We start from the raw sequence: 25,761 nt of genomic DNA, 5'->3' as shown, positions 1-25,761 counted from the left end.
GTCGGGTTCATGGATATGGGTCTCGCAGGCAAGGGCGTCCTCGTCACCGGCGGCGCGGGCGGCATCGGCACGGCGCTCTCGCGCGCCTTCGCGGGAGAGGGCGCGAAGGTGGGCGTGCACTACCACTCGAGCGCGGAGGGCGCGCGAGCGCTGGCGCAGGAACTGGGCGGCGCGGCGCTGGGCGGGGACCTGACGCAGGAGGCGGACGTCGACGCCCTCGTCCCGGCGGCGGTGAAGGCCCTGGGGCGGCTGGACGTGCTCATCTGCAACGCAGGCGTGTGGCCGGTGCCGGACGAGGCCGTCTGGGAGATGTCGCTCGAGCGCTGGCGGCGCACGATGGCGCAGAACCTCGACAGCGTGTTCCTCTGCTGCCGCGCCTTCCTGCGGCACGTGAAGAGCACGGGCACGGGGAACATCGTGATCATCGCGTCCACCGCGGGCCTCTTCGGTGAGGCGGGGCACTCGGACTACGCGGCGGCGAAGGGTGCGCTCGCGAGCGGGTTCCTCAAGAGCCTGAAGAACGAGATCGGCCGCATCGCGCCCACGGGCCGCGCGAACGTCATCTGCCCCGGGTGGACCGCGGTGGAGCGCCACAAGGACAAGGTCAAGGACCCGGCCTTCGTGCGCAAGGTGACGCGCACCTGGGCGCTGCAGAAGATGGGGCTGCCGGATGACGTCGCGCGCGTGGCGGTGATGCTCGCCTCCGACGTGGTGTCGGGCCACGTCACGGGCGAAGCAGTCACGGTCGCGGGCGGCATGGAAGGCCGCGTGCTCCGCGAGGCCTGAGCCGTCTTCCTACTGTTTGCACGCGAGGGAACCCGCGTGAAGGTCCCCTCTCCCAGGGGGAGAGGGGACAGTGGGCTCGACCTTCGTCGCCTGTCCGGACTGGCAGGTGCGGGGCAGGGGAGCCTCTGCGACGCACGAGAGCGGCGCCGGACACTCCTGCTGACAGGGCACCTCACAGGTCTGGCGTGGCCCGCCAGCCGCCTCGTAGGCCATGCACCGCTGACCCTCGGCGCACTCCTGGTCCACGGCACACGCCTTGTGCAGTCCCTCGAGGCTGACCTGCGCCGCGGGCGCGGGCGGCTTCACTCCGCACGTCTCTCCGCGGCACCCCGTCGCGAGCGCGAGCACCGCGATCGCTGTGAGCAGCGCTCTCAAACCGGGGCCACCTCGCGCTTGCGGAACGGCCGCTCCACGCGCTTGTTCACGGTGCGCTTGAGCGCGCGGGCGAGCAGCCTTCGCGTGTCGCGCGGGTCCACCACGTCGTCCACCATGGCCATGGCGGCGGTGCGCTCGATGCGGATGTGCTGGCGCAGGCCCGCGGCGAGCTCCTCCTTCATCGCCTTCGCGGCCTCGGGGCTCTCCGCGCCCTGCAGCAGCTTGCGCGCGGCGATGGACACCATGCCCTCGGGGCCCATCACGCCGATCTCCGAGCCCGGCCAGGCCACGAGCAGGTCCGGCTGGAAGGCGCGGCCGTTCATCACGTAGTAGCCGGCGCCGTAGCCCTTGCGCACCACCACGGTGAACTTGGGCACCGTGGCGTTCGCCACCGCGTACATCATCTTCGCGCCGTGGCGGATGATGCCCTGCTGCTCCACCTTGGTGCCCACCATGAAGCCCGGCACGTCCTGCAGGAAGAGCAGGGGGATGTTGAAGGCGTCGCACAGGTTGATGAAGCGCGCGGCCTTGTCGGCGCTGTTCACGTCCAGGATGCCGCCCAGGTGCATGGGGTTGTTGGCCACGATGCCCAGCGGGTAGCCATCGATGCGCGCGAGGCCGGTGATGAGGTTCCGGGCGAAGCGCGGCTTGATGGGGAAGAACTTCCGGTCGTCCACGAGCGAGAGGATGACCTTGTGCATGTCGTACGCCTGGCGCGGGCTCTCCGGCACCACGGAGAGCAGGGCCTCGTCGCGGCGATCGAAGGGGTCGCTCGAGGCGCGGCGCGGCGGCTTCTCCTCGCAGTGCGAGGGAAAGAAGCCCAGGTACTCGCGCACCGCCGCGATGCAGGTCGCATCGTCCGGGTACTCGGCGTCCGCGACGCCGCTCACCTCGGTGTGCACCTTGGAGCCGCCCAGCTCCTCCTCGGTCACCTTCTCGCCCACCACGCTCTCCACGAGGTAGGGGCCGCCGATCGCAAGCGAGCTGGTCCCCTTCACCATGGGCACGAAGTCCGCGAGCGCGGGGATGTACGCGGTGCCCGCCGCGCCCGGGCCCACCATGGCGGCCACCTGGGGCACCACGCCGCTCATCACCACCTGCTCCTGGAAGAGGTAGCCGGTGTCCGCGAAGGCCGCGAGCCGCCGTGGGTCGATGCCCGAGGACGCCTCCAGCCGCGCGCCACCCGAGTCCACCAGCCACACCATGGGCAGGCGGCTCTTGAGGGCCACGTCGCGCAGCCGCGCCACCTTGCGCTCGCCCACCTCGCCGATGGAGCCGCCGAACACCGTGAAGTCGTAGACCGCGGCCGCCACGGGCCGCCCGTCGATCTCGCCGACGCCCGTGATGACGCCGTCGGCGGAGGAGGGCTTTCCCGCGTCCTCCTCCTCGGGGAGGTTTCCCTCGTGCGCCGCGAGCAGGCCGAGCTCCTCGAAGGTGCCCGGGTCGAAGAGCAGCTGGAGCCGCGCGCGCGCATCGAGCTTGCCGCGGGCGCGCTGGCGCTCCACGCGCTCGGGCCCGCCCATGGCCTCGCTGCGGGCGCGCTGCTGCGCGAGCTGCTCCACGCGCTCCTTCATCTTCATGGCGGCTCCCTCCGTGTCGGCGCTGCCCGAAGCCGGGCAGGGCAGAGCCTAGCGCGCCCCGCGCGCGGCGGGGCAGCCCGGATTGACACAAGAGTCAGCGAAGCGGCGCCGCTCAGGCCGACAGGCGCCGCACCCACGCGAAGTAGGCGGCGCGCGGGTCCTCGAAGGGGTCGCGGAAGAGGGCGCGCAGGGCGGCGCGGTCCACGCGGCCCGCGTCGAAGGCGCGGTAGAGCGCGTCCCCGAGCTGGTAGCCGAGGGCATGCGAAACGCCGTGGAAGAGCCGGTCGCGGCGCAGCGGCAGCAGCTTCACGGCCTCGTCCGGTCCTTCCGCCTCCGCCGCCTTGTGCGCGAGCACGAAGGCGGCCACCTGCCGCTCCACGCCGCGGCCCGCGGCGAACTGGCGGGCCCAGTCCGCGGTGCTCGCGCAGCCGCGGCGCGGGTTCACCAGCTTCGAGCCGAAGAAGCCCAGCGCCTCCTCGAGGCAGCGCGCATAGAAGGCGTCCGAGGCGCTGCGCGGGCGGTCCATCGCATCGCCCACGCCGCAGTGGCGCACGAAGTGGGCGGCCTCCTCGGCCGCGTGGTTGAGCGAGAGCGAGGCGAGGTAGGCGGTGCGCGCGCGCGGGATGTAGCTGCTCTCGCGGCTGAGGATGTGGCGGCGCAGCTTCTCCAGCTCGCTCGCGCTGAAGCGGCCGCGGCGCTGGATGCGCTCGAGCGCCGTCACGTCCGCCGCCGTCACCACCTCCACCTCCTCCACGGCCTCCGTCACGGACACCGAGGCGAAGCGCGCGATGAGCAGCGCCATCTCCTTGAAGCGCTCGCTCGCGCTGCGGTCCCGCAACGGGGCATCCCCGGACTCCGCCTCCAGGTAGTCCAGGAAGCTCTGCTGGCACACCACGGGGGAGGCGTTGAGCAGGCAGAGCGAGCCATCCTCCAGCTCCACCGCCTCCACCGAGCCCACGCGTCCCTGGCGCGCGAGCTGCCAGTAGATGCCCTCGCAGTTCTGGTAGACGACGAGCCCCTTGCGCGGGGCCTCCTCGCCCAGCGCGTGCTCCACCTGCGCGGGCAGGTGGCAGGGGGTCACGTGGTACTGGCCCACCAGCACCATCACCAGCGGGCGATCCGCGGCGCTCGCGGCGCGCGCGATGCGCTCGGCCGCGTACGCGTCTCGCAGGCTGAGCGAGCGCTCGCCCTGGGCGCGCCGATCGATGCCCACCACCTGCAGGCCGTGGGTGCGCGCGTAGGAGAGCAGCGGGCGCGAGCCGCTCCACAGGTCGAAGCCGCCGCTGCGCGCGTGGCCGAGACGGGCGTAGAGCTGCGCCTCGTCCAGCTCGCCGCGCAGGAAGCGGTCCACCGCCGGCTGGTGGCGCCCCTCCACGCACTCGAGCGCGAGCACGACGCGCCGGCCGCTCTCGCGCGCCCGCTCCACCAGGCTCAGGTAGGTCTGCTGCGCGAGCGGCAGCGTGTGGTAGTCGCCCACGTAGACGATGTCCGCCGAGCGCACCCGGGCAGGCAGGGTGGAGGCGCGCACGGGGCGGCGGAAGTCCGCGGTGCGGCGGCGGTGGCGCGCCTCGTACGCGCGGAAGGCGGCGGTCTGCCCCTCCACGGCGGCGGCGATCTGGGCCTTCTGACGGCGGAAGAGGGCGAGGTGGAGGTCGAGCGACGCGCGCATGGGGTGGCGGCGAAAGCTCGCACGCACCCACAGCACCGGCAAAAAAACGGCCGGCGCCGCGCACGTGCTCCATGCATGCACGGGAGCGAGAAGCACGCTGCCCGGCCGGCGCCTCCAGAAGGGCACGCAGCCGGGACAGCGGGTACGGCGTTACGGCGGGAACTGCTGCGCCGGCGCTACGACGACTTCGGCTCGCTCGCGGGCACGGCGACTGCCGGGCCCGAAGGGAAGTTGCCGAGCACGTCATTCACCGACGGCATGCGGCGGATGTCTCCCCGGGCCACCTTCCACGACTGCTGCACGATCCAGGAGATGGACCGGTCCTGGCGGACGGCCTCGCGCTGGATCTCCTCGAGCATGTCCTCGGGGAAGTAGAGCGACTGCTTGCGGTGGTCCGTGGTGGACATGGTGAGCGCTAGGTCCTTTCCTCGCGCGGATCGGTGCGCTCGTCGCCCGTCACGTCATTCACCGCGGGGAAGGACTTGATGCGCTCGCGCGCGATCTTCCACGCCTGCTGCACTACCCACGAGAGCGAGCGATCCTGGCGATTCGCCTCTTCCTGGATCTCCTTCAGCATCTCCTCGGGGAAGTACAATGACTGCTTGCGCTTGTCGGTACCTGCCATACCAAGAGCTCCGGAGCGGCTGCGAGGGGGACAACCAAGACAACTGACCCTGGGTTATCTGACAGACGTACCCACGGGTCAACGGTTTCGGTACCCGCCCGCCGTCCACCCCACATGCGAGACGCGCAAAAGGAAACGCCCCGGGCCGCAGAAGCAGCCCGGGGCGTCTCGGAAAGAAGGACCGCCGAGAAGTGTCTCAGCGATCCCGTGGACCCAGAGGGGGAGGGGGGGGACCCCTGGGTCCAACTCCTTTGAAAATCAGTTGGTGAACACCATCGCCCCCCGGTTCATTCCTGCCAGCGTCAATGGCTGACACAGGACAAAGTTAAGAACCCGCCGCCCTGCGTTCAACGCATCGTCGAGGGGGCAACGTCGCCACCTTGCTCAGCATTCCGCCACGCACATGCCCCGCCCCTCCCCACCTTCGGCACTTGTCCTGAGCGCGCTCGAGAGCGGGTACCGCCGTGAGCGCCTGCTCGGCCGCTCGCTGCTGCTCGCCGTGTCGGGCGGCGCGGACTCGGTGGCGCTGCTCGTGGGCACGGCGCAGCTCGCCCAGCCGCTTGGACTGCGCCTCGAGGTGGCGACGCTGGACCACGGCCTGCGCCCCGAGGCCTCGGCGGAGGTGCAGGGCGTGCTCGCGCTCGCGCAGCGCCTCGGGCTGCCTGCGCACGCCCGCACGCTCGCGCTGGGCGCCCTGGGGGCAGGACTGGAGGCGCGCGCGCGCACCGCCCGCTACGCCGCGCTCGAGGGGCTGCGGGCCGAGCGCGCGCTGGACGCCATCGCCACCGGCCACACCGCCTCCGAGCAGGCGGAGACCTTGCTGATGCGCCTGGTGCGCGGCAGCAGCCTGCAGGGCGCGCGCGCCATCCTCCCCTCGCGCGGGCGCGTCGTGCGTCCGCTGCTGGGGCTCACCCGCGCGCAGCTGCGCGCCTTCCTCGCCGAGCAGGGCGTGCCCTTCCACGAGGACCCGATGAACGCGGACCCGCGCTTCCTGCGCACCCGCGTGCGCCACGCGGCGCTGCCGGCGCTCGAGGCCGCCGCGGGCTTCGACGTCGCCCCGGCGCTCGCGCGCTTCAGCGCGCTCGCCGCCGAGGACGCGGCGCTGCTCGAGCAGCTCGCGGAGGGCGCGTGGACGCGGCTGCGCGGAGCGGACGGCGCGCTCGATGCGGTGGGCGTGCGCGCGCTCGCGCTGCCCTTGCGCCGCCGCGTCCTCGCGCGGCTGCTCGCCCAGAGCGGCGCGGTGCTCGATGCCGCGGCGCTCGAGCGCGCGCTCGAGGCGGTGTCGCGCGGCGGCCAGGCCACGCTCTCGCGCGGGCTCGTGCTGCGCGCGGCGGGGGGCCGCGTGCGCTGCGTACGCGCCGGCGACCCCGAGCCCTTTCTCCCGCAGCTGCTCGCGCGCGGCGCGGCGCTGCAGCTCGCGGGCAGCGGCTGGCGCGTGGGCGAGGGCGCGGCGCCCCCGCGCGCGCTGCACCTCGCGCTGGGCGCGCCGGTGCAGTGGCCGCTCTCGGTGCGCGCGCGCCGCCCCGGCGAGCGGGTGGGCCGCGGCGAGCGCGCGGGCGGCTCGCGCAAGGTGCAGGACCTGCTGGTGGACGCGCGCGTCCCGGCGGAGCTGCGCGATCAGCTCCCCGTCATCGCCGACGCCCAGGACCGCGTCCTCTGGATTCCCGGTGTATGGTCGCCGCCCACCCGCGCCTTCACGGGCGCCCCTTCGGCGCTGCTGTGGGCCCTTCCGCCCCCAGCGGCCCCGGGCGCGGCCAGGGGGGCCCCGTTATAGACGGCGCCACGCCTGGGGGTGGGGAAGACCGAAGCCCCCAAAATAGTTGAGGGCGTTTTGCTGTTGCTGATACGTTCCGACGCCAGGCGAGTGGTCGTGCGTCGGGGTAAACGCTTGGAAACGCTGGAGCTTTCCAGCCGGGCCCAGTCCCCGCCGAGCACCGAAAGGGCAGCTGACACGTGCGTTCGACTTACAAGACCATCGGACTGTGGGTAATCCTCATCGTCCTCTTCGTTGCCTTCTACCAATTCTTCTCCCAGGGCAACGAGCCGGTCGAGCAGCCCACCTTCACCGAGCTGCTGGACCAGGTGAACGCGGGTGACGTGAAGGCCGTGTCCGTCAAGGGCAACACCTACTCGGGCACCAACGAGAAGACCGGCAAGAAGTTCACCACCACCGGCCCCGAGGCGGACGCGAACATCCTCGCGCAGCTGCGGGACAAGAAGGTGGGGGTGAAGTACGAGAAGCAGGAGGAGAGCAACATCTGGGTCACCGCCCTCACGGGCTGGCTGCCGGTGGCGCTGCTCTTCGTCTTCTTCATCTTCTTCATGCGCCAGCTGCAGGGTGGCAGCGGCAAGGCCATGACCTTCGGCAAGAGCAAGGCGAAGCTGCTGAGCGAGAGCCACAACAAGGTCACCTTCGCGGACGTGGCCGGCGTGGACGAGTGCAAGGAGGAGCTCGAGGAGATCGTCGCCTTCCTCAAGGACCCCAAGAAGTTCACCAAGCTCGGCGGCCGCATCCCCAAGGGCGTGCTGATGATGGGCTCGCCGGGTACCGGCAAGACCCTGCTCGCGCGCGCCGTGGCCGGTGAGGCGGGCGTCCCGTTCTTCTCCATCTCGGGCTCCGACTTCGTCGAGATGTTCGTGGGCGTGGGCGCCTCCCGCGTGCGCGACCTCTTCGAGCAGGGCAAGAAGAACGCCCCCTGCATCATCTTCATCGACGAGATCGACGCCGTGGGCCGCCACCGTGGCGCGGGCTTGGGCGGCGGTCACGACGAGCGCGAGCAGACGCTCAACCAGCTGCTGGTGGAGATGGACGGCTTCGAGTCCAACGACGGCGTCATCCTCATCGCCGCCACCAACCGCCCGGACGTGCTGGACCCCGCGCTGCAGCGTCCCGGCCGCTTCGACCGCCGCATCGTCGTGCCGCGCCCGGATCTCAAGGGCCGCCTGGGCATCATCAAGGTGCACACCAAGCGCACCCCGCTCGCCCCGGACGTGGACCTCGAGGTCATCGCCCGCGGCACTCCCGGCATGACCGGCGCGGACCTGGAGAACCTGGTGAACGAGGCCGCCCTCTTCGCCGCGCGCCAGAACAAGGAGCGCGTGGACCTGAGCGACTTCGAGGCCGCCAAGGACAAGGTGTTCATGGGCCCCGAGCGCAAGTCCATGATCATGACCGAGAAGGAGAAGCGCAACACGGCCGTCCACGAGGCCGGCCACGCGCTCATCGCCAAGCTGCTGCCGGGCTGCGACCCGCTGCACAAGGTCACCATCATCCCGCGCGGCCAGGCCCTGGGCCTCACCTGGAGCCTGCCCACCGAGGACAAGGTCAACGGCTACAAGAAGCAGATCCTCGACCAGATCTCGATGATGATGGGCGGCCGCATCGCCGAGGAGCTCATCTACAACGAGATGAGCTCGGGCGCCTCCAACGACATCGAGCGCGCCACCGAGACCGCGCGCGCCATGGTGTGCCGCTGGGGCATGAGCGAGAAGCTGGGGCCCCTCGCCTTCGGCAAGAGCGAGGGTGAGGTGTTCCTCGGCCGCGACTTCAACTCGAGCAAGGACTACTCCGAGGACACCGCCCGCCAGGTGGACGCCGAGGTGCGCGCCATCGTCCTGGGCTGCTACGAGCGCGGCAAGAACCTGCTCACCGAGAACCTCGAGGCGCTCAAGCGCGTCTCCGACGCCCTGGTCGAGTACGAGACCCTGGACGCCGAGGACGTGAACATCCTGCTGCAGGGCGGCTCGCTCACCCGCGAGCGTCCGCCCCCCCGCGTCTCGCCCTCGCCTCCGACGAAGCCCACCGAGAAGAAGGACAAGCGCAAGATCCTCGACGCGCTCGAGGGCCTGCCCAAGATGGAGCCCGGCAAGGCGTAACGCCCGGCCGGCCCGCTTCCGAGGCCTGAAGTTCCCGGAGGCCCTTCCCGCCACTGTGTCGGGGAGGGCCTCTTCGTGTATGGGGCTCCCATGATCCGCGCCCGCATCCTCAGCGCCGATGCGCCCTCCACGCTGCAGCTGGGCTTCGCGCGCCTGGGGCTCCCGCGCGCGGCCGGCGAGTACCTGCTGGAGAAGCTGCCCCACCTGCAGCTGCTGCTCACGGGCCTGGAGCGCGAGCAAGGCCGCTTCCTCAAGGCGCTGCGCGAGGGCAGCGTCGCGCCCGGCTTCGAGGAGTTTCCCGACTCGCTCTCCGGAGACCAGGAGCGCCGCCCCGGCACGGCGCTGCTGAGCGGGCGGCGCGAGCAGCTGCTGCGCCTGGTGGACGCCGCGCGCGAGGCCCCCGGCCAGCAGGCGCTCGCGGCCGCGGTGCAGCGGGCGCTGGACGCGCTCTCGCCTCCGCCCCCGCTGCGCCTGGGCGCGCGCGACTTCGCCCTGGGCGAGCGCACCTGGGTGATGGGCGTGGTGAACGTCACGGCGGACAGCTTCTCGGACGGCGGGCGCTTCCTCGCGCCGGAGGCGGCGGTGGCGCACGGGCTCGCGCTCGCGGCGGCTGGCGCGCACGTGCTCGACGTGGGCGGCGAGTCCACGCGCCCCGGCAGCGAGCCCATCTCGGCGGACGAGGAGTGCGCGCGCGTGGTGCCCGTCCTCCAGGCCCTGCGCGAGCGCACCGAGGTGCCGCTCTCGGTGGACACCACCAAGGCGCAGGTCGCGCGCGAGGCGCTGCGCGCGGGCGCGGTGCTGGTCAACGACATCAGCGGGCTGTCCTGGGACCCGGCCCCCGCGCCCGCGCTCGCGCGGGCCGTGGCCGAGGCCGGCGCCGCCCTGTGCGTGATGCACCTCCAGGGCACCCCGGCCACCATGCAGCAGCAGCCCCGCTACGAGGACGTGGTGGAGGAGGTGCTCGACTTCCTCGAGCGCGCGCTCGCGCGGGCCGAGCACGCGGGGGTGGCTCCGGGCCAGCTCCTGGTGGACCCGGGCATCGGCTTCGGCAAGACGGTGGGCCACAACCTCTTCCTCCTGCGCCGGCTCCCCGAGCTGCGCGCGCTGGGGCGGGGCGTGCTGGTGGGCACCAGCCGCAAGGGCTTCCTCGGGGCGCTCACCGGGCGCAAGCGGGCAGACGAGCGGCTCGCGGCGACGCTGGGCTCGGTGGCGGCCGTGGCGGCCGGGGGCGGGGCGGACTTCGTGCGGGTGCACGACGTGGCCGAGGCCCGGGACGCGCTCGCCGTGGCGGACGCCCTGCGCGAGGCGCAGGAGGGGGGCGCCCTCTACGAGACTGTCGGGAAGCGGGCGCCGCCGCCCTAGTGCTCGGCGCCCGGTTGCCCGGCCGGGCGGGTGTTCCTACCTTCGTCGCCGAGCGGGGGGCGGGGTAGAAGGCCTCGCCCTGACCCGGGGGTATGGGCGCGGTGAGCCGGCCGCACGAGTCGGCTGGGCGAAAGGGAGAGCCTCGGATATGGCGTACAGGATGAACGCTACGGCGAAGGAAGAGCGGGCCTCGCAGAAGCTCTTCGGGACGGACGGCGTGCGCGGTGTCGCGAACGTCTACCCGATGACGGCGGAGGTCGCGATGCAGCTGGGGCGTGCCCTGGCGCACCTCATCCGCAACGGCCCGCACCGCCACAAGGTGATCATCGGCAAGGACACCCGGCTCTCCGGGTACATGCTCGAGCAGGCGCTCGCCGCCGGCATCACCTCCATGGGCGTGGACGTGGCGCTGGTGGGCCCGCTGCCCACGCCGGGCATCTCCAACATCACCACGTCCATGCGCGCGGACGCGGGCGCCGTCATCTCGGCCTCGCACAACCCCTACCAGGACAACGGCATCAAGTTCTTCTGGCGCGATGGCTTCAAGCTGCCGGACGAGACCGAGGCGAAGATCGAGGAGCTCATCTCGAGCGGCGCCATCGATGCCATCCGGCCCACCGCGACCAAGATCGGCCGCGCCGAGCGCCTCGACGACGCGCGCGGCCGCTACATCGTCTTCCTCAAGACCGCGTTCCCCCGCGAGCTCACGCTCGAGGGGATGACCATCGTGGTCGACTGCGCCAACGGCGCCGCCTACAAGACCGCGCCCGAGGTGCTGCGCGAGCTGGGCGCCAAGGTGATCACGCTCGGCGTGGAGCCGGACGGCCGCAACATCAACCACAAGTGCGGCGCGCTGCACCCGGAGAACCTCGCGCGCGCGGTGGTGAAGCACGGCGCGCACGTGGGCATCGCCCTGGACGGTGACGCCGACCGCCTCATCGTCGTGGACGAGAAGGGCAAGGTGGTGGACGGCGACGCCATCATGGCCATCTGCACGGGCGAGCTCGTGGCGCGCAAGGAGCTGAAGAAGAAGACGCTGGTGGCCACCGTGATGAGCAACATCGGCCTCGAGCGCGCGGTGGCGCGCTGGGGCGTCAAGGTGGCGCGCACCCGCGTCGGCGACCGCTACGTCGTCGAGGAGATGCGCAAGAACGGCTACAACCTCGGCGGCGAGCAGAGCGGGCACCTGCTCTTCCTCGACCACGCCACCACGGGCGACGGCACGCTCGCCGCGCTGCAGTTGCTCGCGGTGATGTGCCGCCAGGGCAAGCCCCTGAGCGAGCTCGCCTCCATCTTCGAGCCCGTCCCGCAGACGCTGCTCAACGTGGTGGTGAAGCAGCGCCGCGAGCTGGGCGAGCTGCCCGAGGTCATGAAGTGCATCCGCGCCGTGGAGCAGCGGCTCGGCAGCGACGGGCGCGTGCTGGTGCGCTTCAGCGGCACCGAGCCCAAGGCGCGCGTGCTGATCGAGGGCCTGGATGCGGCCCGCAACGAGGCGTACGCGAAGGAGATCGCGGACGCGCTCTCCTCTGCACTCAACCGCTAGTTGACTTCCCGTCCCCGGGCCCCAATAGAAGGGGGCTCGGGCGCGGGCCCTCCTCGCCCGGGCTCCGTTCACAGGGAGAGCAGGGCGTATGGGACAGCGACTGGGTGTCAACGTGGACCACGTGGCGACGCTGCGGCAGGCGCGCCGCACCACGTATCCGGATCCGGTGACGGCGGCCGCCATGGCAGAGCTGGCCGGGGCGGGGCAGATCACCATCCACCTGCGCGAGGACCGCCGCCACATCCAGGACCGCGATCTGCGCGTGCTGCGCGAGACGGTGCAGACGCTGCTCAACCTCGAGATGGCGGCCACCCCGGAGATGGTGAAGATCGCCTACGAGCACAAGCCGGACGTGGTGACGCTGGTGCCCGAGCGGCGCGAGGAGCTCACCACCGAGGGCGGGCTCGAGGTGGCGGGCCAGCGCGATGCGATTGCCCGCATCATCAAGAACCTCAAGGACGGGGAGATCTCCGTCTCGCTCTTCGTGGACCCGGACCTCGACCAGGTGCGCGCCTGCCACAAGGTGAACGCGGACCGCATCGAGCTGCACACGGGGCGCTACTGCGAGGCGCGCAACGAGAAGGAGCGCGCCCGCGAGCTCGCCCGCATCGTGGATGCGGCCAAGAGCGCGGCGAAGCTGGGGATGGGCGTGGCGGCAGGCCACGGGCTCAACTACGACAACGTGCGCCCCATCGCGCGCATCGCCGAGATCGACGAGCTGAACATCGGCCACGCCATCGTGGCGCGCGCGGTGCTGGTGGGCTTCGAGCGCGCGGTGCGCGAGATGCTCGAGCTGATGAACCACCCGGGGTGAGCCCATGGCAGTCGTCGGCCTCGGCCTGGACATCTGCTCCATCGAGCGCATGCGCAAGATCCTCGAGGGTCCGCGCGCCGAGCGCTTCCTCGAGCGCGTCTACACGGACGCGGAGCGCGCCCTGTGCAGCGCGCGCGCGGACGCCGCGGGCGCCTACGCCGCGCGCTTCGCCGCGAAGGAGGCCCTGGTCAAGGCGCTCGGGGCTCCGCCCGGCATCCGCTGGCGGGACATGGAGGTCGTGCGCGCAGGCGGAGCGCCGGGCTTCGTGCTGACGGGGGTGGCCGCGCGGGTGATGGCCGAGCGGCGCCTGGGCGCGCTGCTCTCGCTCACGCACGACGCGGGCGTCGCCGCGGCCACGGTGGTGTTGCAGCAGCTTCCCGGGGAGGGCTGAGCCATGAAGCCGGTGCTCACTGCGGCCCAGATGCGCGAGGCGGAGGGGCGCGCCGCGGCGCTCGGCGTCTCCAGTGCACTCTTGATGGAGAGCGCCGGCCGCGCGCTCGCCGAGGCGGTGCGCGGCCTGCTGCGCCCCGGCGGCCGCGTGGCGCTGCTCTGCGGTCCCGGCAACAACGGCGGCGACGGGTGGGTGGCCGCGCGCCTGCTGCTCGCCGGCGGCGTGCGCGCCGAGCTCGCGCTGGTGGGGGAGCGCGCGCGGCTCTCCGCCGAGGCCGCGCGCAACCTCGAGGTGCTCGAGGGCGCCGGGGGCGAGGCGCTCGCGCTCGAGGCGCTCGCGCCGCTCCGCGAGGGGGACGTCGCGGTGGACGCGCTGCTGGGCACGGGCTTGAGCCGCGCTCCGGAGGGCCCCTTCGCCGAGGCCATCCGCTGGCTCGAGCGCCAGCGCGAGGCCGGGGCGAAGGTGGTCAGCGCGGACCTGCCCAGCGGGCTGCACAGCGACTCGGGCCAGGCCTTCGAGCCCTGCGTGCAGGCGGACCTCACGGTGGCCTTCGGCGCCGCGAAGCTGGGACAGGTGCTGCAGCCGGGGGCAGCGCGCTCCGGCGAGCTCTCGGTCGCGGACATCGGGCTGCCCGCGGGCGTGCTCGAGCGCCTCGCCGGAGAGAGCGCGCACCTGGTGGAGGCCGCGGACGTGCTCGCGGCCTTCCCGGCGCGCGAGGCGGACACGCACAAGGGCACCTTCGGCCACGTGCTGGTGGTGGCGGGCAGCCGGGGCAAGTCGGGGGCTGCCGCGCTCTCGGGCCAGGGGGCGCTGCGCGGGGGCGCGGGCCTCGTCACCGTGGCCACGCCGGCGGACGCGCTGGACGCGGTGCTCGCGCACGCGCCCGAGCTGATGGGCGTGCCGCTGCCGGCGGGGGCGGCGCTGGGGCCCGAGCACCTGGACGCGCTGCTCGCGGCGGCCGAGGGCAAGGATGCGCTGGTGCTGGGGCCGGGCTTACCGCGCGGGCCCGGGACCGCGGCGCTGCTCGGCGAGCTGCTCTCGCGCGTGGAGGCGCCCGCGCTGCTGGATGCAGACGCGCTCAACGCCGTCTCCGAGGATCTCTCCGTGCTCGCGCGCGCGAAGGGGCCGCTGGTGCTCACCCCGCACCCGGGCGAGATGGCGCGCCTGTGTGGGCAGCCCACGAAGCAGGTGCAGGCGGCGCGCGTGCAGGTGGCGCGGGACTTCGCGCGCGCGCACGGCGTCACCCTGGTGCTCAAGGGCTCGCGCACCCTCACCGCGCTCGCGGACGGGCGCGTGTACGTGAACCCCACCGGCAACGCCGGCATGGCCACCGGCGGGGCAGGGGACGTGCTCTCGGGCCTCACCGGCGCGCTGCTCGCGCAGGGGCTCGAGCCCGCGGTCGCCGCGTGGGCCGCGGTGTACGCGCACGGGGCCGCGGGAGACCTCGCGGCTCGACGCCGGGGACAGGCGGGGCTGCTCGCGCGCGACCTGCTCGAGGGGCTGTGCGAGCTCTGGGTGGGGTGGCAGCGATGACGCTCCCCACGCGCTCGCGCACACTCGTCTCGGGCTCTCCCGAGCAGACGCACGCGCTCGGCGTGCGGCTCGGGCGCCTGCTGCAGCCGGGCGACTTCGTGGGGCTGGTGGGGGACCTGGGCGCGGGCAAGACGCACTTCGTGCGCGGAGTGGCGGAGGGCGCGGAGGTGGACCGCTCCGAGGTCGCGAGCCCCACCTTCGCCATCGTGTATCCGTACCGGGGCCGCGTGCCGCTCTACCACGCGGACCTCTACCGGCTCGCGGACGCGGACGAGCTCTACGCCACGGGCTTCCACGACCTGGTGGGCGCGGACGGCGCGGTGCTGGTGGAGTGGCTGGACCGCGTGCCCGAGGCCGCGCCCCGCGAGCACCTGCGCCTCACCTTGAGCGCGGACCGCGAGGACCCGGAGGAGCGCAGCCTCCAGGCCGACGCGGTGGGCGCGCGCGCCGTGGCGCTGCTCGAGGCGTGGCTGCCCGCGCAGGGCTGAGGTTGTCGCCGGCGAAAAACGAGCGGCGCCCGGGGCCACGAGGGCCACCGGGCGCCGCAGGACTTCAGGTCACGGACCGGGCTAGTAGGTGCCGGACAGCGTCACGCCCGAGTACGCGCTGTACGCGTTGAGCATGATGTACCAGTCGCCGGCGGCCGGAGCGCTGATGGTGCAGGTCTCCGCGTTGCCGGTGAGGTACGGGCGGCAGTTGTAGGTGGTCGTGGTGGGCTTCGCGCCGGAGCGGACGTAGAGGTCCGCGTCGCCCGTGCCACCGCTGATCTTCACGGTGAGCGAGGGACGGCCCGACGGCACCGAGATCTTCCAGTACTGCGAAGAGCCGGTCGCGCCGGAGATGTTCGACACGGGCACGCCGTTGGTCAGCACCGGCGTGGTGTCGGTGCCGCCGCCCGCGGTGTACGAGCCCACGATGCTCACGCCGGAGAAGGCCGAGTAGGCGTTGAGCATGATGTAGTAGGTGCCCGCGCTGGGCGCCGCGAAGGTGCAGGTCTCGGCGTTGCCGGTGAGGTACGGGCGGCAGTCGTAGGTGGTGGTGGTGGGCTGCGAGCCGAAGCGCACGTACATGTCCGCGTCACCCGTGCCGCCGCTGATCTTGATGCTCAGGTTGGTGGCGCCCGCCGGGACGGCCAGCGTGTAGTAGACGTTCGCGCCAGTCGCGGCGCTCTGGCCCGTGAGGGTCACGCCGTTGCTCAGCGCGGTGGAGCCGGTCGGAGGAGGCGGGGTGGTGCCGCCGGGCACGCCCACCGCGTCCCAGGCCTGGGTGACGGAGGCCGCCACGGTGCTCCCGTAGAGGTCGGTCGCCGCCTGCACGGTGGCGTTGCGCGCGCCCTGGAAGTTGGTGGACGCGGTCATGTAGTTGGCGTTGGCGCGGTAGAAGATGGCGCCGGCCTTCTGCGTACCGATGCCCGTCACGTTGACGGTGGTCTTGGCGCGCGGGTGCGTGCCGCCCGTGGACAGCAGCTTGAACGCGAGGTTCGCGATGCCCGAGTTCGAGTGCACGCCGCCGTTGTCGGAGGTGCCCGTGTAGCGCTCGGGGTAGTAGTCCTTCGAGGAGCCGTCCTGGGTGGGGTTCGCCATGTAGCGCAGCGCGTCGCCCGCGGTGCCCGGCGTCCAGATGTCCTCGCCGATCTTGAAGACGTCCGCGTCGGTCGCCCAGGTGCGGGTCCAGCTCTCGCAGTAGGCGGCGAAGATGTCGCTCATGCCCTCGTTGAGCGCGCCGGACTCGCCCGAGTAGGTGAGGTTGGACTCGTTCTCGGTCACCGCGTGGGTGAGCTCGTGCACGGTCACGTCCAGGTCGCGGCCCAGCGGACCGGACTGCACGCCGTCGCCGTCGCCGTACACCATCTGGGTGCCGTCCCAGTAGGCGTTGACGTAGTTGGTGCTGTAGTGCACCGAGCTCTTGAGCTGCGCGCCGGCGCCGTTGATGGAGTCGCGGCCGAAGTTCGCGCTGTAGCAGTTGTAGGTGGTGCCGAGGTGATCGTAGTTCTGGTCGATCGTCGCATCACCCGTGGTGGCCCCACCCTCGCTGCGGCGCAGCGTGCCCGGCAGGGTGCTGCCGTTGTTCGCCGAGTACACGACGCGGTTGAGCGCGCTGTGGATCTGCGGCTGGCGCTCGAGGAGGCTGCCGTCCTGCGCGCTCACGTAGACGAGGTCGCGCACGGGGGTGCCATCGGCGCGGGCGCCGGTGACGGTCACCTGGTACGCGAGCGACATCGCGCCGGTGTCGGACTTGAGGAAGTACACGAGCCGGCCGCTGCTCGCGGCAGCGCCCTGCACCTCGTCCGAGGCGCGGGTGGCCGCGACGCTCGCCGCCTCGGCGGCGATGCGCGGGGTGGCGGAGAGGCTCACGCCGTCGCGCGCGGTGCCGTTGACCGCATAGATGGTGCCCTCCTTGTTCACGTGGACGATGAGCTCACCGCCCACCACCGGCAGGCCGTTCTTGGTCTGCTGGTAGCGCAGGTGGGTGAAGTCCAGCTCGTCCTGCTGCACGCCGCGAACCACCAGGTCCTCGGCGCGCAGGCGGAACACCGGCGCGATGCGCTGCAGCGAGGTGCCCACGCGCGCAGGCGCGTTGGACTGCCCGAAGCTCGCGATCGTCTGGTCTGCCTGGCCGAGGTCGCCGCGCAGGAAGGTGGGGACCCCGCGCACGCCCACGTCCACCACCTGGGCGGAGGGCAGCGCGCTCAGCGCGGACTGGACCTCGGCGCTGCCGACGTCCTCCTTCACCACCGCGTCGTTGTCGTTGACCTGAATCGAGTTGTCACCGCACGCGGTGAGCGCCAGTACTGCTCCAGCCAGGATGCTGCTACGCAGGTTTCTCAAGCGGGTAACCCCCTCCAGAGTGTGGAACTGCGGCCCGCGCATGAGCACCTGCTGTGCCAGCGCTGCGGGGACCTGATTCCAGCCGGTTGAGGTCACCCCCCCGGGGGTGGATCTGCGGAGAGCTGCTCCAGTGTCGGAGGCGCTCGACGTCAAGTTCTCTTACGCTTCGCGGATTTCCGCCCGGAAACCGGGCGCTTGCGGCTCAAAACCCCCGCTGACCGGTTCCCGGACAGCGGGTGGAGCACGCGTGGTCCAACGGGCGGAGCCCAGCGTCAGGCGCAGGACAGCGGCGCGAGCGCGTCGAGCTGCCAGCGGTGCAGGACGAGGTCGCGGCTCACGCCCACCACGCCGTCCTCGGGCACCTCGTGCCAGTGGTCCTCGCCGCACAGGCGCTCGCTCGCGATGACCAGCTGGGCGAGCCGGGTGCCGGGGCTGGGCGGCGAGCCCGCCTCGCGGCGGGCGGACTCGGAGAAGAAGAGGGTTCGGTGGCGGCGGGTGGCCACCATCACGTCGCCGTCCGTGGCGAGGAAGTTCATGGACGAGCGCTCCTGGGGCCGCGTCTCACCGGGTAGATCGGTGAGGCGTGACACCTCGCGCATCGTCTGGGCGAGCGCGCGCGCCACGTCCTCGGCCTCGGCCGGGGCCTCCAGGGGGCGCAGCGCTCCCAGGAAGGTGAGGAAGAGGTAGAAGCAGCGCTCGGAGTCCGTGGCGCCGCGGATGCGCGCGCGCAGGTCCGGGCGGATGAGCGCCTCGATCGCCTGCTGGTGCTGCGCGAAGCGCTTCACCGTGCCGTTGTGCACGAAGGACCAGCGCCCGTAGAGGAAGGGGTGCGCGTTGCGCAGCTCCACCGAGCCCACCGAGGCGAGCCGCACGTGCGCCACCACCGCGCGGCTCGCGACGAGGCTGCTCACCCGCTCGAAGTCCGGGTCGCTGTGCGCGGCGCCCAGCCCGTGCGCCACCTGCGGCAGCGCCGCGTCCCCGTAGGAGGCGATGCCCCAGCCGTCCTTGTGCTCGCGCGACTGCTGCAGGAGCGAGTTCTTCTCCGTCACGAGCGAGCGGTGGACGGCGGTTGGGACGTTGGAGCGAAACCCGAAGAGGCGGCACATGGCGTGCCCCCTCTTATACCGCTGCGCTCGCGGTGGGCGCACGGCGCGCGCGCCTGCTCCCTCAGCGACAGAGCAGGCTGCCGTCCCCGGACACCCGCTCTGTCGACTCGTGCACCACCCGCCCCGCCTTGAGCACGGTGCGGGCGTGGTTGATGCCCAGGTGGTAGGGCAGGTGGCGGTAGCTCTCGCAGCCGAAGAGCACCAGGTCCGCCGGGTCCCCCGGGGCGAGCCGGCCGGCCCCCTCGAGCCTCAGCGCGAGCGCCGCGCCGCGGGTGGCCGCCCAGTAGGCCTCGGCGGCGCTGAGGCCGTTCTCCAGGCAGGCGAGCCCCATGGCGAGCGGCAGGTTCTCGCTCATCGCGGAGCCGGGGTTCACGTTGGTGCCCAGCGCCACGTTCACCCCCGCCTCGCGCAGGCGGCGCCCGGGGGCGTAGGGGCGCATGCGCAGGAAGAGGGTGCTGGTGGGCACCAGCACCGCACTCACCCCGGCCGCCGCGAGCGCGCGGATGCCCGCCTCGCTCACCTGCTCCAGGTGGTCCGCGGTGGCCGCGCCCAGCTCCGCGGCGAGCTCTGCGGCGCCGAAGGGCGTGAGCTGGTCTGCGTGCAGGCGCGGCAGCAGGCCGTGCCGCTTGCCCGCCTCGAGCATGCGGCGCGCCTCCTCCTTCGTGAAGGCGCCCTCCTCGGCGAACACGTCGCAGAAGCGCGCGAGCCCCTCGGCCGCCACGCGCGGGAGGATCTGCTCCACGCACAGGTCGAGGTAGGCCTCGCGCCGCCCGCGGTACTCCTCCGGAAGGGCATGCGCGCACAGCAGCGTGGGGACCAGGCTCACGGGCGCGCGCGCGCCCAGCGCCCGCACGGCGCGCAGCATCGCGAGCTCGCTCTCCACGTCCAGGCCGTAGCCGCTCTTCACCTCGGCCGTCGTCACGCCGTAGGAGAGCAGGCGGCGCAGGCGGGGCAGGGCGAGCTCCACCAGCCGCGCCTCGCCCGCCGCGCGGGTCGCCCGCACGGTGCTCACGATGCCGCCGCCCGCCTGGGCGATCTCCAGATAGGTCGCGCCCTGGTTGCGCAGGTCGAACTCCGCCGAGCGCTCCCCGGCGAAGACGAGGTGCGTGTGCGGGTCCACGAAGCCCGGCCCGACGAAGCCGCCGCCCGCGTCCAGCACCTGCGTGCTGCCGGTGACGGCGGCCGCCGGCAGCGCGCTCTCGGGCCCCACGAAGGCGACCCGGCCCCCGAGGACGCCCACGCAGGCCTGGGGCCAGGCGGTGAGCGCCTTCTCCGCGGGCTCGCGGGGGCTCCCCTTGAGCGTGAGCACCTCGGAGGTGTTGCGGACCAGCAGCTCGAGGGCGGGCATGGGAGGGGCTCCTCTAGACGGTGATGCCCGGGATCTTCACGCCGCGCGCCTTGGCCACCTCCACGGCCTCGGAGTAGCCCGCGTCCGCGTGGCGCAGCACGCCCATGCCCGGATCAGACGTCAGCACGCGCTCGAGGCGGCGCGCGGCCTCCTTCGTGCCGTCCGCCACGATGACCACGCCCGAGTGCAGCGAGTAGCCCATGCCCACGCCGCCGCCGTGGTGGAAGGACACCCAGGACGCGCCGTTCGCGGTGGCCGCGAGCGCGTTGAGGATGGGCCAGTCCGCCACCGCGTCCGAGCCGTCCTTCATCGCCTCGGTCTCGCGGTTGGGGCTCGCCACCGAGCCGCAGTCCAGGTGGTCGCGCCCGATGACGATGGGCGCCTTCACCTTGCCGGTGCGCACCAGCTCGTTGAAGAGCAGGCCCGCCTTCTCCCGCTCGCCGTAGCCCAGCCAGCAGATGCGCGCGGGCAGGCCCTGGAAGGCCACCCGCTCCTGCGCGAGCGTGATCCACCGGCGCAGCGACTCCTTGTGGGGGAAGAGCTGGAGGATGGCCTCGTCCGTCACGCGGATGTCCGCCGGGTCTCCCGAGAGCGCCACCCAGCGGAAGGGCCCCAGGCCCTCGCAGAACATCGGGCGGATGTAGGCCGGGACGAAGCCCGGGAAGTCGAAGGCGTCCGCGAGCCCCGCGAGCTGCGCCTGGGCGCGGATGTTGTTGCCGTAGTCGAAGACGTGGCTGCCGGCCTTCGCGAAGTCCAGCATCGCCTGCACCTGCATCGCCATCGACTCGCGCGCCCGCTTCACGTAGCCCTGCGGGTCGCGCCGGCGCAGCTCGTCCGCCGCCGCGAGGCTCAGGTCCGTGGGCACGTAGCCGTTGAGCGGATCGTGCGCGCTCGTCTGGTCCGTGACCAGGTCCGGCCGCACGCCGCGGCGGTACAGCTCGCGGAACACCTGCGCCGCGTTGCCGATGACCGCGACCGAGAGGCCCTTCTTCTTCGCCTGCGCGTCCTTGCACAGCTCGAGCGCGTGGTCGAGGTCGCGCGCCACCACGTCCAGGTAGCGCGTCTCCACGCGGCGCTGGGCGCGCGCCGGGTCGATCTCCACGCCCAGGAACACCGCATTGTTCATGGTGGCCGCGAGCGGCTGCGCGCCGCCCATGCCGCCCAGGCCGCCGCTGAGCACCAGGCGCCCGGCGAGGTCCGCGCTGCCGAAGTGGGTGCGGCCCGCCTGCGCGAAGGTCTCGTAGGTGCCCTGCAGGATGCCCTGCGTGCCGATGTAGATCCACGAGCCGGCCGTCATCTGGCCGTACATCATCAGCCCCTTGGCCTCGAGCTCGTGGAAGTGCTCCCAGTTGGCCCACTTGCCCACGAGGTTCGAGTTCGCGAGCAGCACGCGCGGCGCGTCCGGGTGGGTCTTGAGGATGCCCACCGGCTTGCCGGACTGCACCAGCAGCGTTTCGTCGTCGCCGAGCGACTGCAGGCTCTTCACGATGCGCTCGAAGGAGGGCCAGTCGCGCGCCGCCTTGCCCGTGCCGCCGTAGACCACCAGGTCCTCGGGCCGCTCCGCGACCTCGGGGTCCAGGTTGTTCATCAGCATGCGGAGCGCCGCCTCCTGGACCCAGCCCTTGCAGGAGAGGGTGTTGCCCCGGGGGGCGCGGATGACGCGAGACATGGCTTTGACTCCTCGAGAGGGAAGGGGGCCCGAGCGGGCGGCGCAATCTACCCAAACGCACGCCCGCTGCGAGCGCAACCTACACCGGCCGGAGGTCGCCGGGCAGGCGGGAGGAGGAGCCGCACCCAGGCGGGCCGCACCCTGCCGTCCACGCCCGCGGCGCCCACTCATCGCAGTGGCCGCCCGTACGAAGCGTGCGCAGGATGACACCACCTGTGCGCCGCGCTGTGCTAACCCGCGGTGCCCGGAAGCCGCACTGCCTGAGCTGAGCTGCCTCGTTCGAACAAGGAGAGCCGCGCGCATGAGCCGTCGTCACGTCCGGGTGGTGGGAGCGATGCTGGAGCGAGAGGGCGGCCGCTACCTCATCACCCAGCGGCCCTCCACGGCCTCGCTGCCCCTGCTCTGGGAGTTCCCCGGCGGGCGGGTGGAGGAGGGCGAGTCGGACGCCGAGGCGCTCGCGCGCGAGCTGCGGGAGGAGATGGGCATCAGCGTGAAGGTGCTGGAGCAGGTGATCCACACCCACCACGAGTACGAGCGCTACGACATCGACTTCCGCGTCTTCCGCTGCCAGCTGCGCGACGGTTCCGAGGCGGTGAAGCACCTGCGGGTGAACGATCACCGCTGGGTGACGCTGCACGAGATGTCCGACTACGAGTTCCCCGCCGCGGACGCGCGCACGCTCGAGAAGCTGCTCGGGCTGGACCACTAGGGCTCACGAGGGCAGGCGCAGGGGGCAGGCGGCCCTCTGTGCAGGCGCTCCCGCGCCGAGCAGCACCCAGGGCATCTGCGAGCGGCACGACAGTGCCCCCGTTATTTCCGTACGGACTTCACGCTTCTGATCGGAAGCCACGGGGGCACACACATGTGCGCCCGGTGGCTTGACGGGCGGGCAACGGTGAACATCTTTGCTCGGCGACGCCGTCCGATCGGATGGGGCGTGGGGTGGGGGAGGAGACGCGTGCCGACGATGAAGCCTCAGAATGTGCCGCCGCCGGGGGGTTCCCCGCGGAGCAAGAAGCCGGAGAAGCAGGCCCCGCAGGGTCCGAAGGGGTTCCGCTTCGGCTCGCCGCTGGGGTACGTGCTGCTGCTGGTGTTGGGCTTCATGCTCTTCCGCAACGTGTTCCAGGACGCGGGCGTGCGGCGCGTGAGCTACAGCCAGCTGCGCGAGGGCATCCAGAACGGACAGTTCAGCCGCGTGCAGCTCTCGCCCGAGTGGGTGAAGGGCTACCTGAAGGACAGCGCGCCTGCGCCCAAGGACGACAAGGCCCTGCGCAGCGAGCCCAGCGCCCTGCCGTGGATGGCGTACCGGGTGAGCGGCGACGACGATCTCATCAAGCTGCTCGAGGAGAAGGGCATCCAGTACGAGGCGGTGCCCCAGTCGGGCTTCTCCGAGGTCCTCTGGATCTGGCTCATCCCGCTCGGCCTCGCCTTCCTCTTCTGGAGCTTCATGATGCGCCGCATGGCCGGGGGCATGGGCCAGGGGCCGCAGAGCGTGATGAGCTTCGGCAAGACGCGCGCGAAGGTGCAGGCCGAGGTCGACACCGGCGTGGGCTTCAAGGACGTGGCCGGCGTGGACGAGGCCGTGGACGAGCTGCGCGAGATCGTCGAGTTCCTCAAGACCCCGGAGAAGTTCCGGCGCCTCGGCGGCCGCATCCCCAAGGGCGTGCTGCTGGTGGGCCCGCCGGGTACCGGCAAGACCCTGCTCGCGCGCGCCGTGGCGGGTGAGGCGGGGGTGCCCTTCTTCAACCTCTCCGGCTCCGAGTTCGTGGAGATGTTCGTCGGCGTGGGCGCGGCCCGCGTGCGTGACCTCTTCGCCCAGGCGACCGCGAAGGCGCCCTGCATCATCTTCATCGACGAGCTGGACGCGATCGGCAAGAGCCGCAACGCAGGCATCGCCGGCGGCCACGACGAGCGCGAGCAGACGCTGAACCAGCTGCTCGCGGAGATGGACGGCTTCGACGGGCGCACCGGCCTCATCATCCTCGCGGCGACCAACCGCCCCGAGATCCTGGACAGCGCCCTCATGCGCCCGGGCCGCTTCGACCGCCAGGTGCTGGTGGACCGCCCGGACAAGCGCGGCCGCGAGCGCGTGCTGGAGATCCACAGCCGCGAGGTGAAGCTGGGCTCCGACGTGGACCTCAAGGGCATTGCCGCGCGCACCCCGGGCTTCGCCGGCGCGGACCTGGCCAACGTGGTGAACGAGGCGGCGCTGCTCGCCGCCCGCCGCAACCGCGACGCCGTCATGCGCGCCGACTTCGAGGAGGCCATCGAGCGCGTGGTGGCCGGCCTGCAGAAGAAGAACCGCCGCATGAACGAGAAGGAGAAGGAGATCGTCGCCCACCACGAGGCGGGCCACGCGGTGGTCAGCTGGATGCTCCCGCACGCGGAGCGGGTGACCAAGGTCTCCATCATCCCGCGCGGGCTCGCCGCGCTCGGCTACACCATGTCGATGCCGCTCGAGGACCGCTACCTCATGTCCTTCGACGAGCTGAAGGACAAGATGGCCGGCATGATGGGCGGCCGCGCCGCGGAGGAGATCTTCATCGGCGAGGTGTCCACCGGCGCCTCCAACGACCTGAAGCAGGCCACCGACATCGCCAAGATGATGGTGCGCGACTACGGCATGAGCACCCTGGGCCCCGTGGCCCTCGGCCAGGAGCAGGGGCCGGGCTTCCTGCGCAGCGCCGGCATGCCCGAGACCCGCACCTACTCGGAGCAGACGGCGCGCTTGGTGGACGAGGAGATCCGCAAGATGGTCAGCGAGGCGCTGGACCGCGCCCGCCTCGTGCTCAACACGAACCGCGCGAAGGTGGAGGCGCTCGCCGCGCGCCTGCTGGCCACCGAGGTCATCGACGAGGACGACATGACCAAGATCCTCGGGCCCAAGGCCATGGCGCGCCGCGGGATGCTGCACCCCGAGGCCCGCCAGGTGGTCGCCGCGCACCCCGCGGAGGACGCCGCGGAGCAGGCCAGCACCTCGCACGCCTCGCCCCTGCCGGAGCCGCTCGGGGACGCCTAGGCCGCAACCCCCGCTCACGCCTGCCTGCTGCCCAGGCGACTGCTCGCCCCGTCGACCACCGCGCGCCTGCGGTGTCGGCGGGGCGAAATTATCTTGAGCCACACGTCACCCCAGAGGAGGGAGTCGCCCGTGGAGAACCGGATCGGCAAGAGCTACGTCGCTCGCAAGGCGCTGTTCGCCAAGGGCCTTCGCGATGGTCGCCTCACGGTGCAGGAGATCGAGGAGGCGCTGCCTGCGGGCACCCTCACGGCTGCCGAGCGCTGGCTCCTCTACTACTCGCTGCGCGCCGCCCAGGTGGAGATCATCGACGAGGTGACCGGCCAGGTGGACCCCGGCATCTCGCTCGAGGAGGCGATGGCGCACACGGAGCACTAGCGCGCGCGCACCGCCCCTTTGACAGGTGGGGGCCCCTGGTTAGCTTGGCCACACTCCTTTTCGACGACCCGAACGAGGTCCTGAGGCCATGCACGACTCCGACAACAGCCCGCCGCAGCCCACGCCGGTCGAGGACCGGCGCCGCTTCGACATGAACGGCAACCTCCGCGAGGAGGCCGCCGGCCAGCAGCAGCCCCAAGCGGGCGAGGACCCCGAGCGCCAGCGCCTCGCCGAGGAGCTCGCCGCGAGCCGCAAGCGCGTGGACGAGCTCGCGCGCGCCTACCAGGCCCTCTCGCAGGACCGGGAGGAGTTCAAGCAGCGCCTCACCCGCGAGCGCGAGCGCATGCTGGACGTGGAGCGCGGCAAGGTGGCCACCACGCTGCTCGAGGCGATCGACGAGCTGGACCGCAGCCTCGCCGCGAGCGGCAACGACACGGGCCCGCTCGCGCAGGGCGTGCGCCTCATCCGCGACGGCCTCGTCGCCAAGGTGCAGAGCACCGGCATCGAGCGCATCGACGTGGTGGGCAAGCCCTTCGACCCGAACACCGCCGAGGCCACCGACATGGAGCTCACCGCGAGCCCCGACGAGGACCACAAGGTGGTGGCCGAGGTGCGCGCGGGCTACCGGATGAAGGACCGCGTGATCCGCCCGGCCCGGGTGAAGGTGGCCAAGTACGTGCCCCCCGCGCAGGCCTGAGGGAACACGGGCGGGGAGGGGGCGGAAATAGGATGTGCGCCGCGCTGTTCGGCCGGACTATGAGGCTGTCCGTGCGCGCTCCCCGCTACGCCCTGCTCCCCCTGCTCGCGGCCCTCTCGCTCGGCCCCGCCGGTGCTGCGCCCCAGCCGCGGCCCGCGGCACCGA

Annotated in this window: 21 protein-coding genes; 13 read left to right on the top strand and 8 right to left on the bottom strand. The window is 72.3% G+C overall.

Annotated elements, in window-relative coordinates; genetic code table 11:
• Nucleotides 1-9: 9 nt before the first annotated feature.
• Entirely contained in the window at nucleotides 10-786 is a 777-nt protein-coding gene (locus FGE12_RS17455; RefSeq protein ID WP_153867598.1) for an SDR family NAD(P)-dependent oxidoreductase, read from the top strand.
• A 371-nt stretch (nucleotides 787-1,157) separates the two neighbouring features.
• Here FGE12_RS17455 and FGE12_RS17450 read toward each other — a convergent pair whose 3' ends face one another.
• The 4 genes from FGE12_RS17450 to FGE12_RS17435 form a co-directional block, all read right to left on the bottom strand.
• Nucleotides 1,158-2,741 (bottom strand): acyl-CoA carboxylase subunit beta, encoded by a 1,584-nt coding sequence (locus tag FGE12_RS17450; protein WP_153867597.1) that lies wholly within the window; start codon nucleotides 2,739-2,741, stop codon nucleotides 1,158-1,160.
• Between the two features lie 112 nt (nucleotides 2,742-2,853).
• A complete protein-coding gene (locus tag FGE12_RS17445) occupies nucleotides 2,854-4,410 on the bottom strand; it encodes a ChaN family lipoprotein (RefSeq protein WP_153867596.1) in 1,557 nt (518 codons plus the stop codon).
• A 176-nt stretch (nucleotides 4,411-4,586) separates the two neighbouring features.
• Complete coding sequence (locus FGE12_RS17440) at nucleotides 4,587-4,817, bottom strand: TIGR04563 family protein (RefSeq protein ID WP_153867595.1); 231 nt, start codon at nucleotides 4,815-4,817, stop codon at nucleotides 4,587-4,589.
• Nucleotides 4,818-4,825: 8 nt separating this feature from the next.
• The gene (locus FGE12_RS17435; RefSeq protein ID WP_153867594.1) at nucleotides 4,826-5,035 is read right to left on the bottom strand and encodes a TIGR04563 family protein; all 210 of its coding nucleotides are present in this window, start codon (nucleotides 5,033-5,035) and stop codon (nucleotides 4,826-4,828) included.
• Nucleotides 5,036-5,438: 403 nt separating this feature from the next.
• Between FGE12_RS17435 and tilS the strand changes: the two genes are divergently transcribed.
• The 8 genes from tilS (at nucleotide 5,439) to tsaE (ending at nucleotide 15,042) form a co-directional block, all read left to right on the top strand.
• Nucleotides 5,439-6,809: a tRNA lysidine(34) synthetase TilS gene (gene tilS / locus FGE12_RS17430; protein ID WP_228530870.1), complete on the top strand. Its 1,371-nt coding sequence runs from the start codon at nucleotides 5,439-5,441 to the stop codon at nucleotides 6,807-6,809.
• Between the two features lie 179 nt (nucleotides 6,810-6,988).
• A complete protein-coding gene (gene ftsH, locus FGE12_RS17425; RefSeq protein WP_194797976.1) occupies nucleotides 6,989-8,911 on the top strand; it encodes an ATP-dependent zinc metalloprotease FtsH in 1,923 nt (640 codons plus the stop codon).
• A 90-nt stretch (nucleotides 8,912-9,001) separates the two neighbouring features.
• Nucleotides 9,002-10,273, top strand: a complete 1,272-nt coding sequence (gene folP / locus FGE12_RS17420) for a dihydropteroate synthase (RefSeq protein WP_153867593.1) — start codon at nucleotides 9,002-9,004, stop codon at nucleotides 10,271-10,273.
• Between the two features lie 148 nt (nucleotides 10,274-10,421).
• A complete protein-coding gene (gene glmM / locus FGE12_RS17415) occupies nucleotides 10,422-11,816 on the top strand; it encodes a phosphoglucosamine mutase (RefSeq protein WP_153867592.1) in 1,395 nt (464 codons plus the stop codon).
• A gap of 88 nt (nucleotides 11,817-11,904) precedes the next feature.
• Nucleotides 11,905-12,630: a pyridoxine 5'-phosphate synthase gene (locus FGE12_RS17410; protein ID WP_153867591.1), complete on the top strand. Its 726-nt coding sequence runs from the start codon at nucleotides 11,905-11,907 to the stop codon at nucleotides 12,628-12,630.
• A 4-nt stretch (nucleotides 12,631-12,634) separates the two neighbouring features.
• Nucleotides 12,635-13,021: a holo-ACP synthase gene (locus FGE12_RS17405; RefSeq protein WP_153867590.1), complete on the top strand. Its 387-nt coding sequence runs from the start codon at nucleotides 12,635-12,637 to the stop codon at nucleotides 13,019-13,021.
• A gap of 3 nt (nucleotides 13,022-13,024) precedes the next feature.
• Nucleotides 13,025-14,554 carry an NAD(P)H-hydrate dehydratase gene (locus FGE12_RS17400; RefSeq protein ID WP_153867589.1) on the top strand — a complete coding sequence of 510 codons (1,530 nt, stop codon included), beginning with the start codon at nucleotides 13,025-13,027 and terminating at the stop codon, nucleotides 14,552-14,554.
• A complete protein-coding gene (gene tsaE / locus FGE12_RS17395) occupies nucleotides 14,551-15,042 on the top strand; it encodes a tRNA (adenosine(37)-N6)-threonylcarbamoyltransferase complex ATPase subunit type 1 TsaE (protein WP_153867588.1) in 492 nt (163 codons plus the stop codon). Before FGE12_RS17400 ends, tsaE begins: the two co-directional genes overlap by 4 nt.
• An 81-nt stretch (nucleotides 15,043-15,123) precedes the next feature.
• Here the strand turns inward: tsaE and FGE12_RS17390 are convergent, their stop codons facing one another.
• From FGE12_RS17390 to hutU, 4 genes are all read right to left on the bottom strand, one after another.
• On the bottom strand, nucleotides 15,124-17,382 hold the full coding sequence (locus FGE12_RS17390) for a M4 family metallopeptidase (protein WP_228530869.1): 2,259 nt from the start codon (nucleotides 17,380-17,382) through the stop codon (nucleotides 15,124-15,126).
• A 272-nt stretch (nucleotides 17,383-17,654) separates the two neighbouring features.
• On the bottom strand, nucleotides 17,655-18,488 hold the full coding sequence (locus tag FGE12_RS17385; RefSeq protein ID WP_153867586.1) for a class II glutamine amidotransferase: 834 nt from the start codon (nucleotides 18,486-18,488) through the stop codon (nucleotides 17,655-17,657).
• Nucleotides 18,489-18,549: 61 nt separating this feature from the next.
• Complete coding sequence (gene hutI, locus FGE12_RS17380) at nucleotides 18,550-19,836, bottom strand: imidazolonepropionase (RefSeq protein ID WP_153867585.1); 1,287 nt, start codon at nucleotides 19,834-19,836, stop codon at nucleotides 18,550-18,552.
• A 13-nt stretch (nucleotides 19,837-19,849) separates the two neighbouring features.
• On the bottom strand, nucleotides 19,850-21,505 hold the full coding sequence (gene hutU / locus FGE12_RS17375) for a urocanate hydratase (RefSeq protein ID WP_153867584.1): 1,656 nt from the start codon (nucleotides 21,503-21,505) through the stop codon (nucleotides 19,850-19,852).
• Between the two features lie 301 nt (nucleotides 21,506-21,806).
• Here hutU and FGE12_RS17370 point away from each other — a divergent pair, with 301 nt between their 5' ends.
• The 4 genes from FGE12_RS17370 to FGE12_RS17355 all read left to right on the top strand — a co-directional run bounded on the left by FGE12_RS17370 (nucleotide 21,807) and on the right by FGE12_RS17355 (nucleotide 25,596).
• On the top strand, nucleotides 21,807-22,214 hold the full coding sequence (locus FGE12_RS17370; RefSeq protein WP_153867583.1) for a (deoxy)nucleoside triphosphate pyrophosphohydrolase: 408 nt from the start codon (nucleotides 21,807-21,809) through the stop codon (nucleotides 22,212-22,214).
• A gap of 258 nt (nucleotides 22,215-22,472) precedes the next feature.
• Nucleotides 22,473-24,524: an ATP-dependent zinc metalloprotease FtsH gene (ftsH, locus tag FGE12_RS17365; RefSeq protein ID WP_153867582.1), complete on the top strand. Its 2,052-nt coding sequence runs from the start codon at nucleotides 22,473-22,475 to the stop codon at nucleotides 24,522-24,524.
• 129 nt (nucleotides 24,525-24,653) lie between these two features.
• Nucleotides 24,654-24,899, top strand: coding sequence for a hypothetical protein (locus FGE12_RS17360; protein ID WP_194797975.1), 246 nt, complete (start codon nucleotides 24,654-24,656; stop codon nucleotides 24,897-24,899).
• 88 nt (nucleotides 24,900-24,987) lie between these two features.
• Nucleotides 24,988-25,596, top strand: a complete 609-nt coding sequence (locus tag FGE12_RS17355) for a nucleotide exchange factor GrpE (protein ID WP_153867580.1) — start codon at nucleotides 24,988-24,990, stop codon at nucleotides 25,594-25,596.
• Nucleotides 25,597-25,761: the final 165 nt, after the last annotated feature.

Source organism: Aggregicoccus sp. 17bor-14 (genome assembly GCF_009659535.1).
Lineage (GTDB): Bacteria > Myxococcota > Myxococcia > Myxococcales > Myxococcaceae > Aggregicoccus.
This window is presented reverse-complemented; position numbering and strand designations above follow the sequence as displayed.

Coding starts and splice junctions, on each gene's coding strand:
- FGE12_RS17455 (WP_153867598.1), top strand. CDS start 10: ATGGATATGGGTCTCGCAGGCAAGGGCGTCCTCGTCACCGGCGGCGCG.
- FGE12_RS17450 (WP_153867597.1), bottom strand. CDS start 2,741: ATGAAGATGAAGGAGCGCGTGGAGCAGCTCGCGCAGCAGCGCGCCCGC.
- FGE12_RS17445 (WP_153867596.1), bottom strand. CDS start 4,410: ATGCGCGCGTCGCTCGACCTCCACCTCGCCCTCTTCCGCCGTCAGAAG.
- FGE12_RS17440 (WP_153867595.1), bottom strand. CDS start 4,817: ATGTCCACCACGGACCACCGCAAGCAGTCGCTCTACTTCCCCGAGGAC.
- FGE12_RS17435 (WP_153867594.1), bottom strand. CDS start 5,035: ATGGCAGGTACCGACAAGCGCAAGCAGTCATTGTACTTCCCCGAGGAG.
- tilS (WP_228530870.1), top strand. CDS start 5,439: ATGCCCCGCCCCTCCCCACCTTCGGCACTTGTCCTGAGCGCGCTCGAG.
- folP (WP_153867593.1), top strand. CDS start 9,002: ATGATCCGCGCCCGCATCCTCAGCGCCGATGCGCCCTCCACGCTGCAG.
- glmM (WP_153867592.1), top strand. CDS start 10,422: ATGGCGTACAGGATGAACGCTACGGCGAAGGAAGAGCGGGCCTCGCAG.
- FGE12_RS17410 (WP_153867591.1), top strand. CDS start 11,905: ATGGGACAGCGACTGGGTGTCAACGTGGACCACGTGGCGACGCTGCGG.
- FGE12_RS17405 (WP_153867590.1), top strand. CDS start 12,635: ATGGCAGTCGTCGGCCTCGGCCTGGACATCTGCTCCATCGAGCGCATG.
- FGE12_RS17400 (WP_153867589.1), top strand. CDS start 13,025: ATGAAGCCGGTGCTCACTGCGGCCCAGATGCGCGAGGCGGAGGGGCGC.
- tsaE (WP_153867588.1), top strand. CDS start 14,551: ATGACGCTCCCCACGCGCTCGCGCACACTCGTCTCGGGCTCTCCCGAG.
- FGE12_RS17385 (WP_153867586.1), bottom strand. CDS start 18,488: ATGTGCCGCCTCTTCGGGTTTCGCTCCAACGTCCCAACCGCCGTCCAC.
- hutI (WP_153867585.1), bottom strand. CDS start 19,836: ATGCCCGCCCTCGAGCTGCTGGTCCGCAACACCTCCGAGGTGCTCACG.
- hutU (WP_153867584.1), bottom strand. CDS start 21,505: ATGTCTCGCGTCATCCGCGCCCCCCGGGGCAACACCCTCTCCTGCAAG.
- FGE12_RS17370 (WP_153867583.1), top strand. CDS start 21,807: ATGAGCCGTCGTCACGTCCGGGTGGTGGGAGCGATGCTGGAGCGAGAG.
- ftsH (WP_153867582.1), top strand. CDS start 22,473: ATGAAGCCTCAGAATGTGCCGCCGCCGGGGGGTTCCCCGCGGAGCAAG.
- FGE12_RS17355 (WP_153867580.1), top strand. CDS start 24,988: ATGCACGACTCCGACAACAGCCCGCCGCAGCCCACGCCGGTCGAGGAC.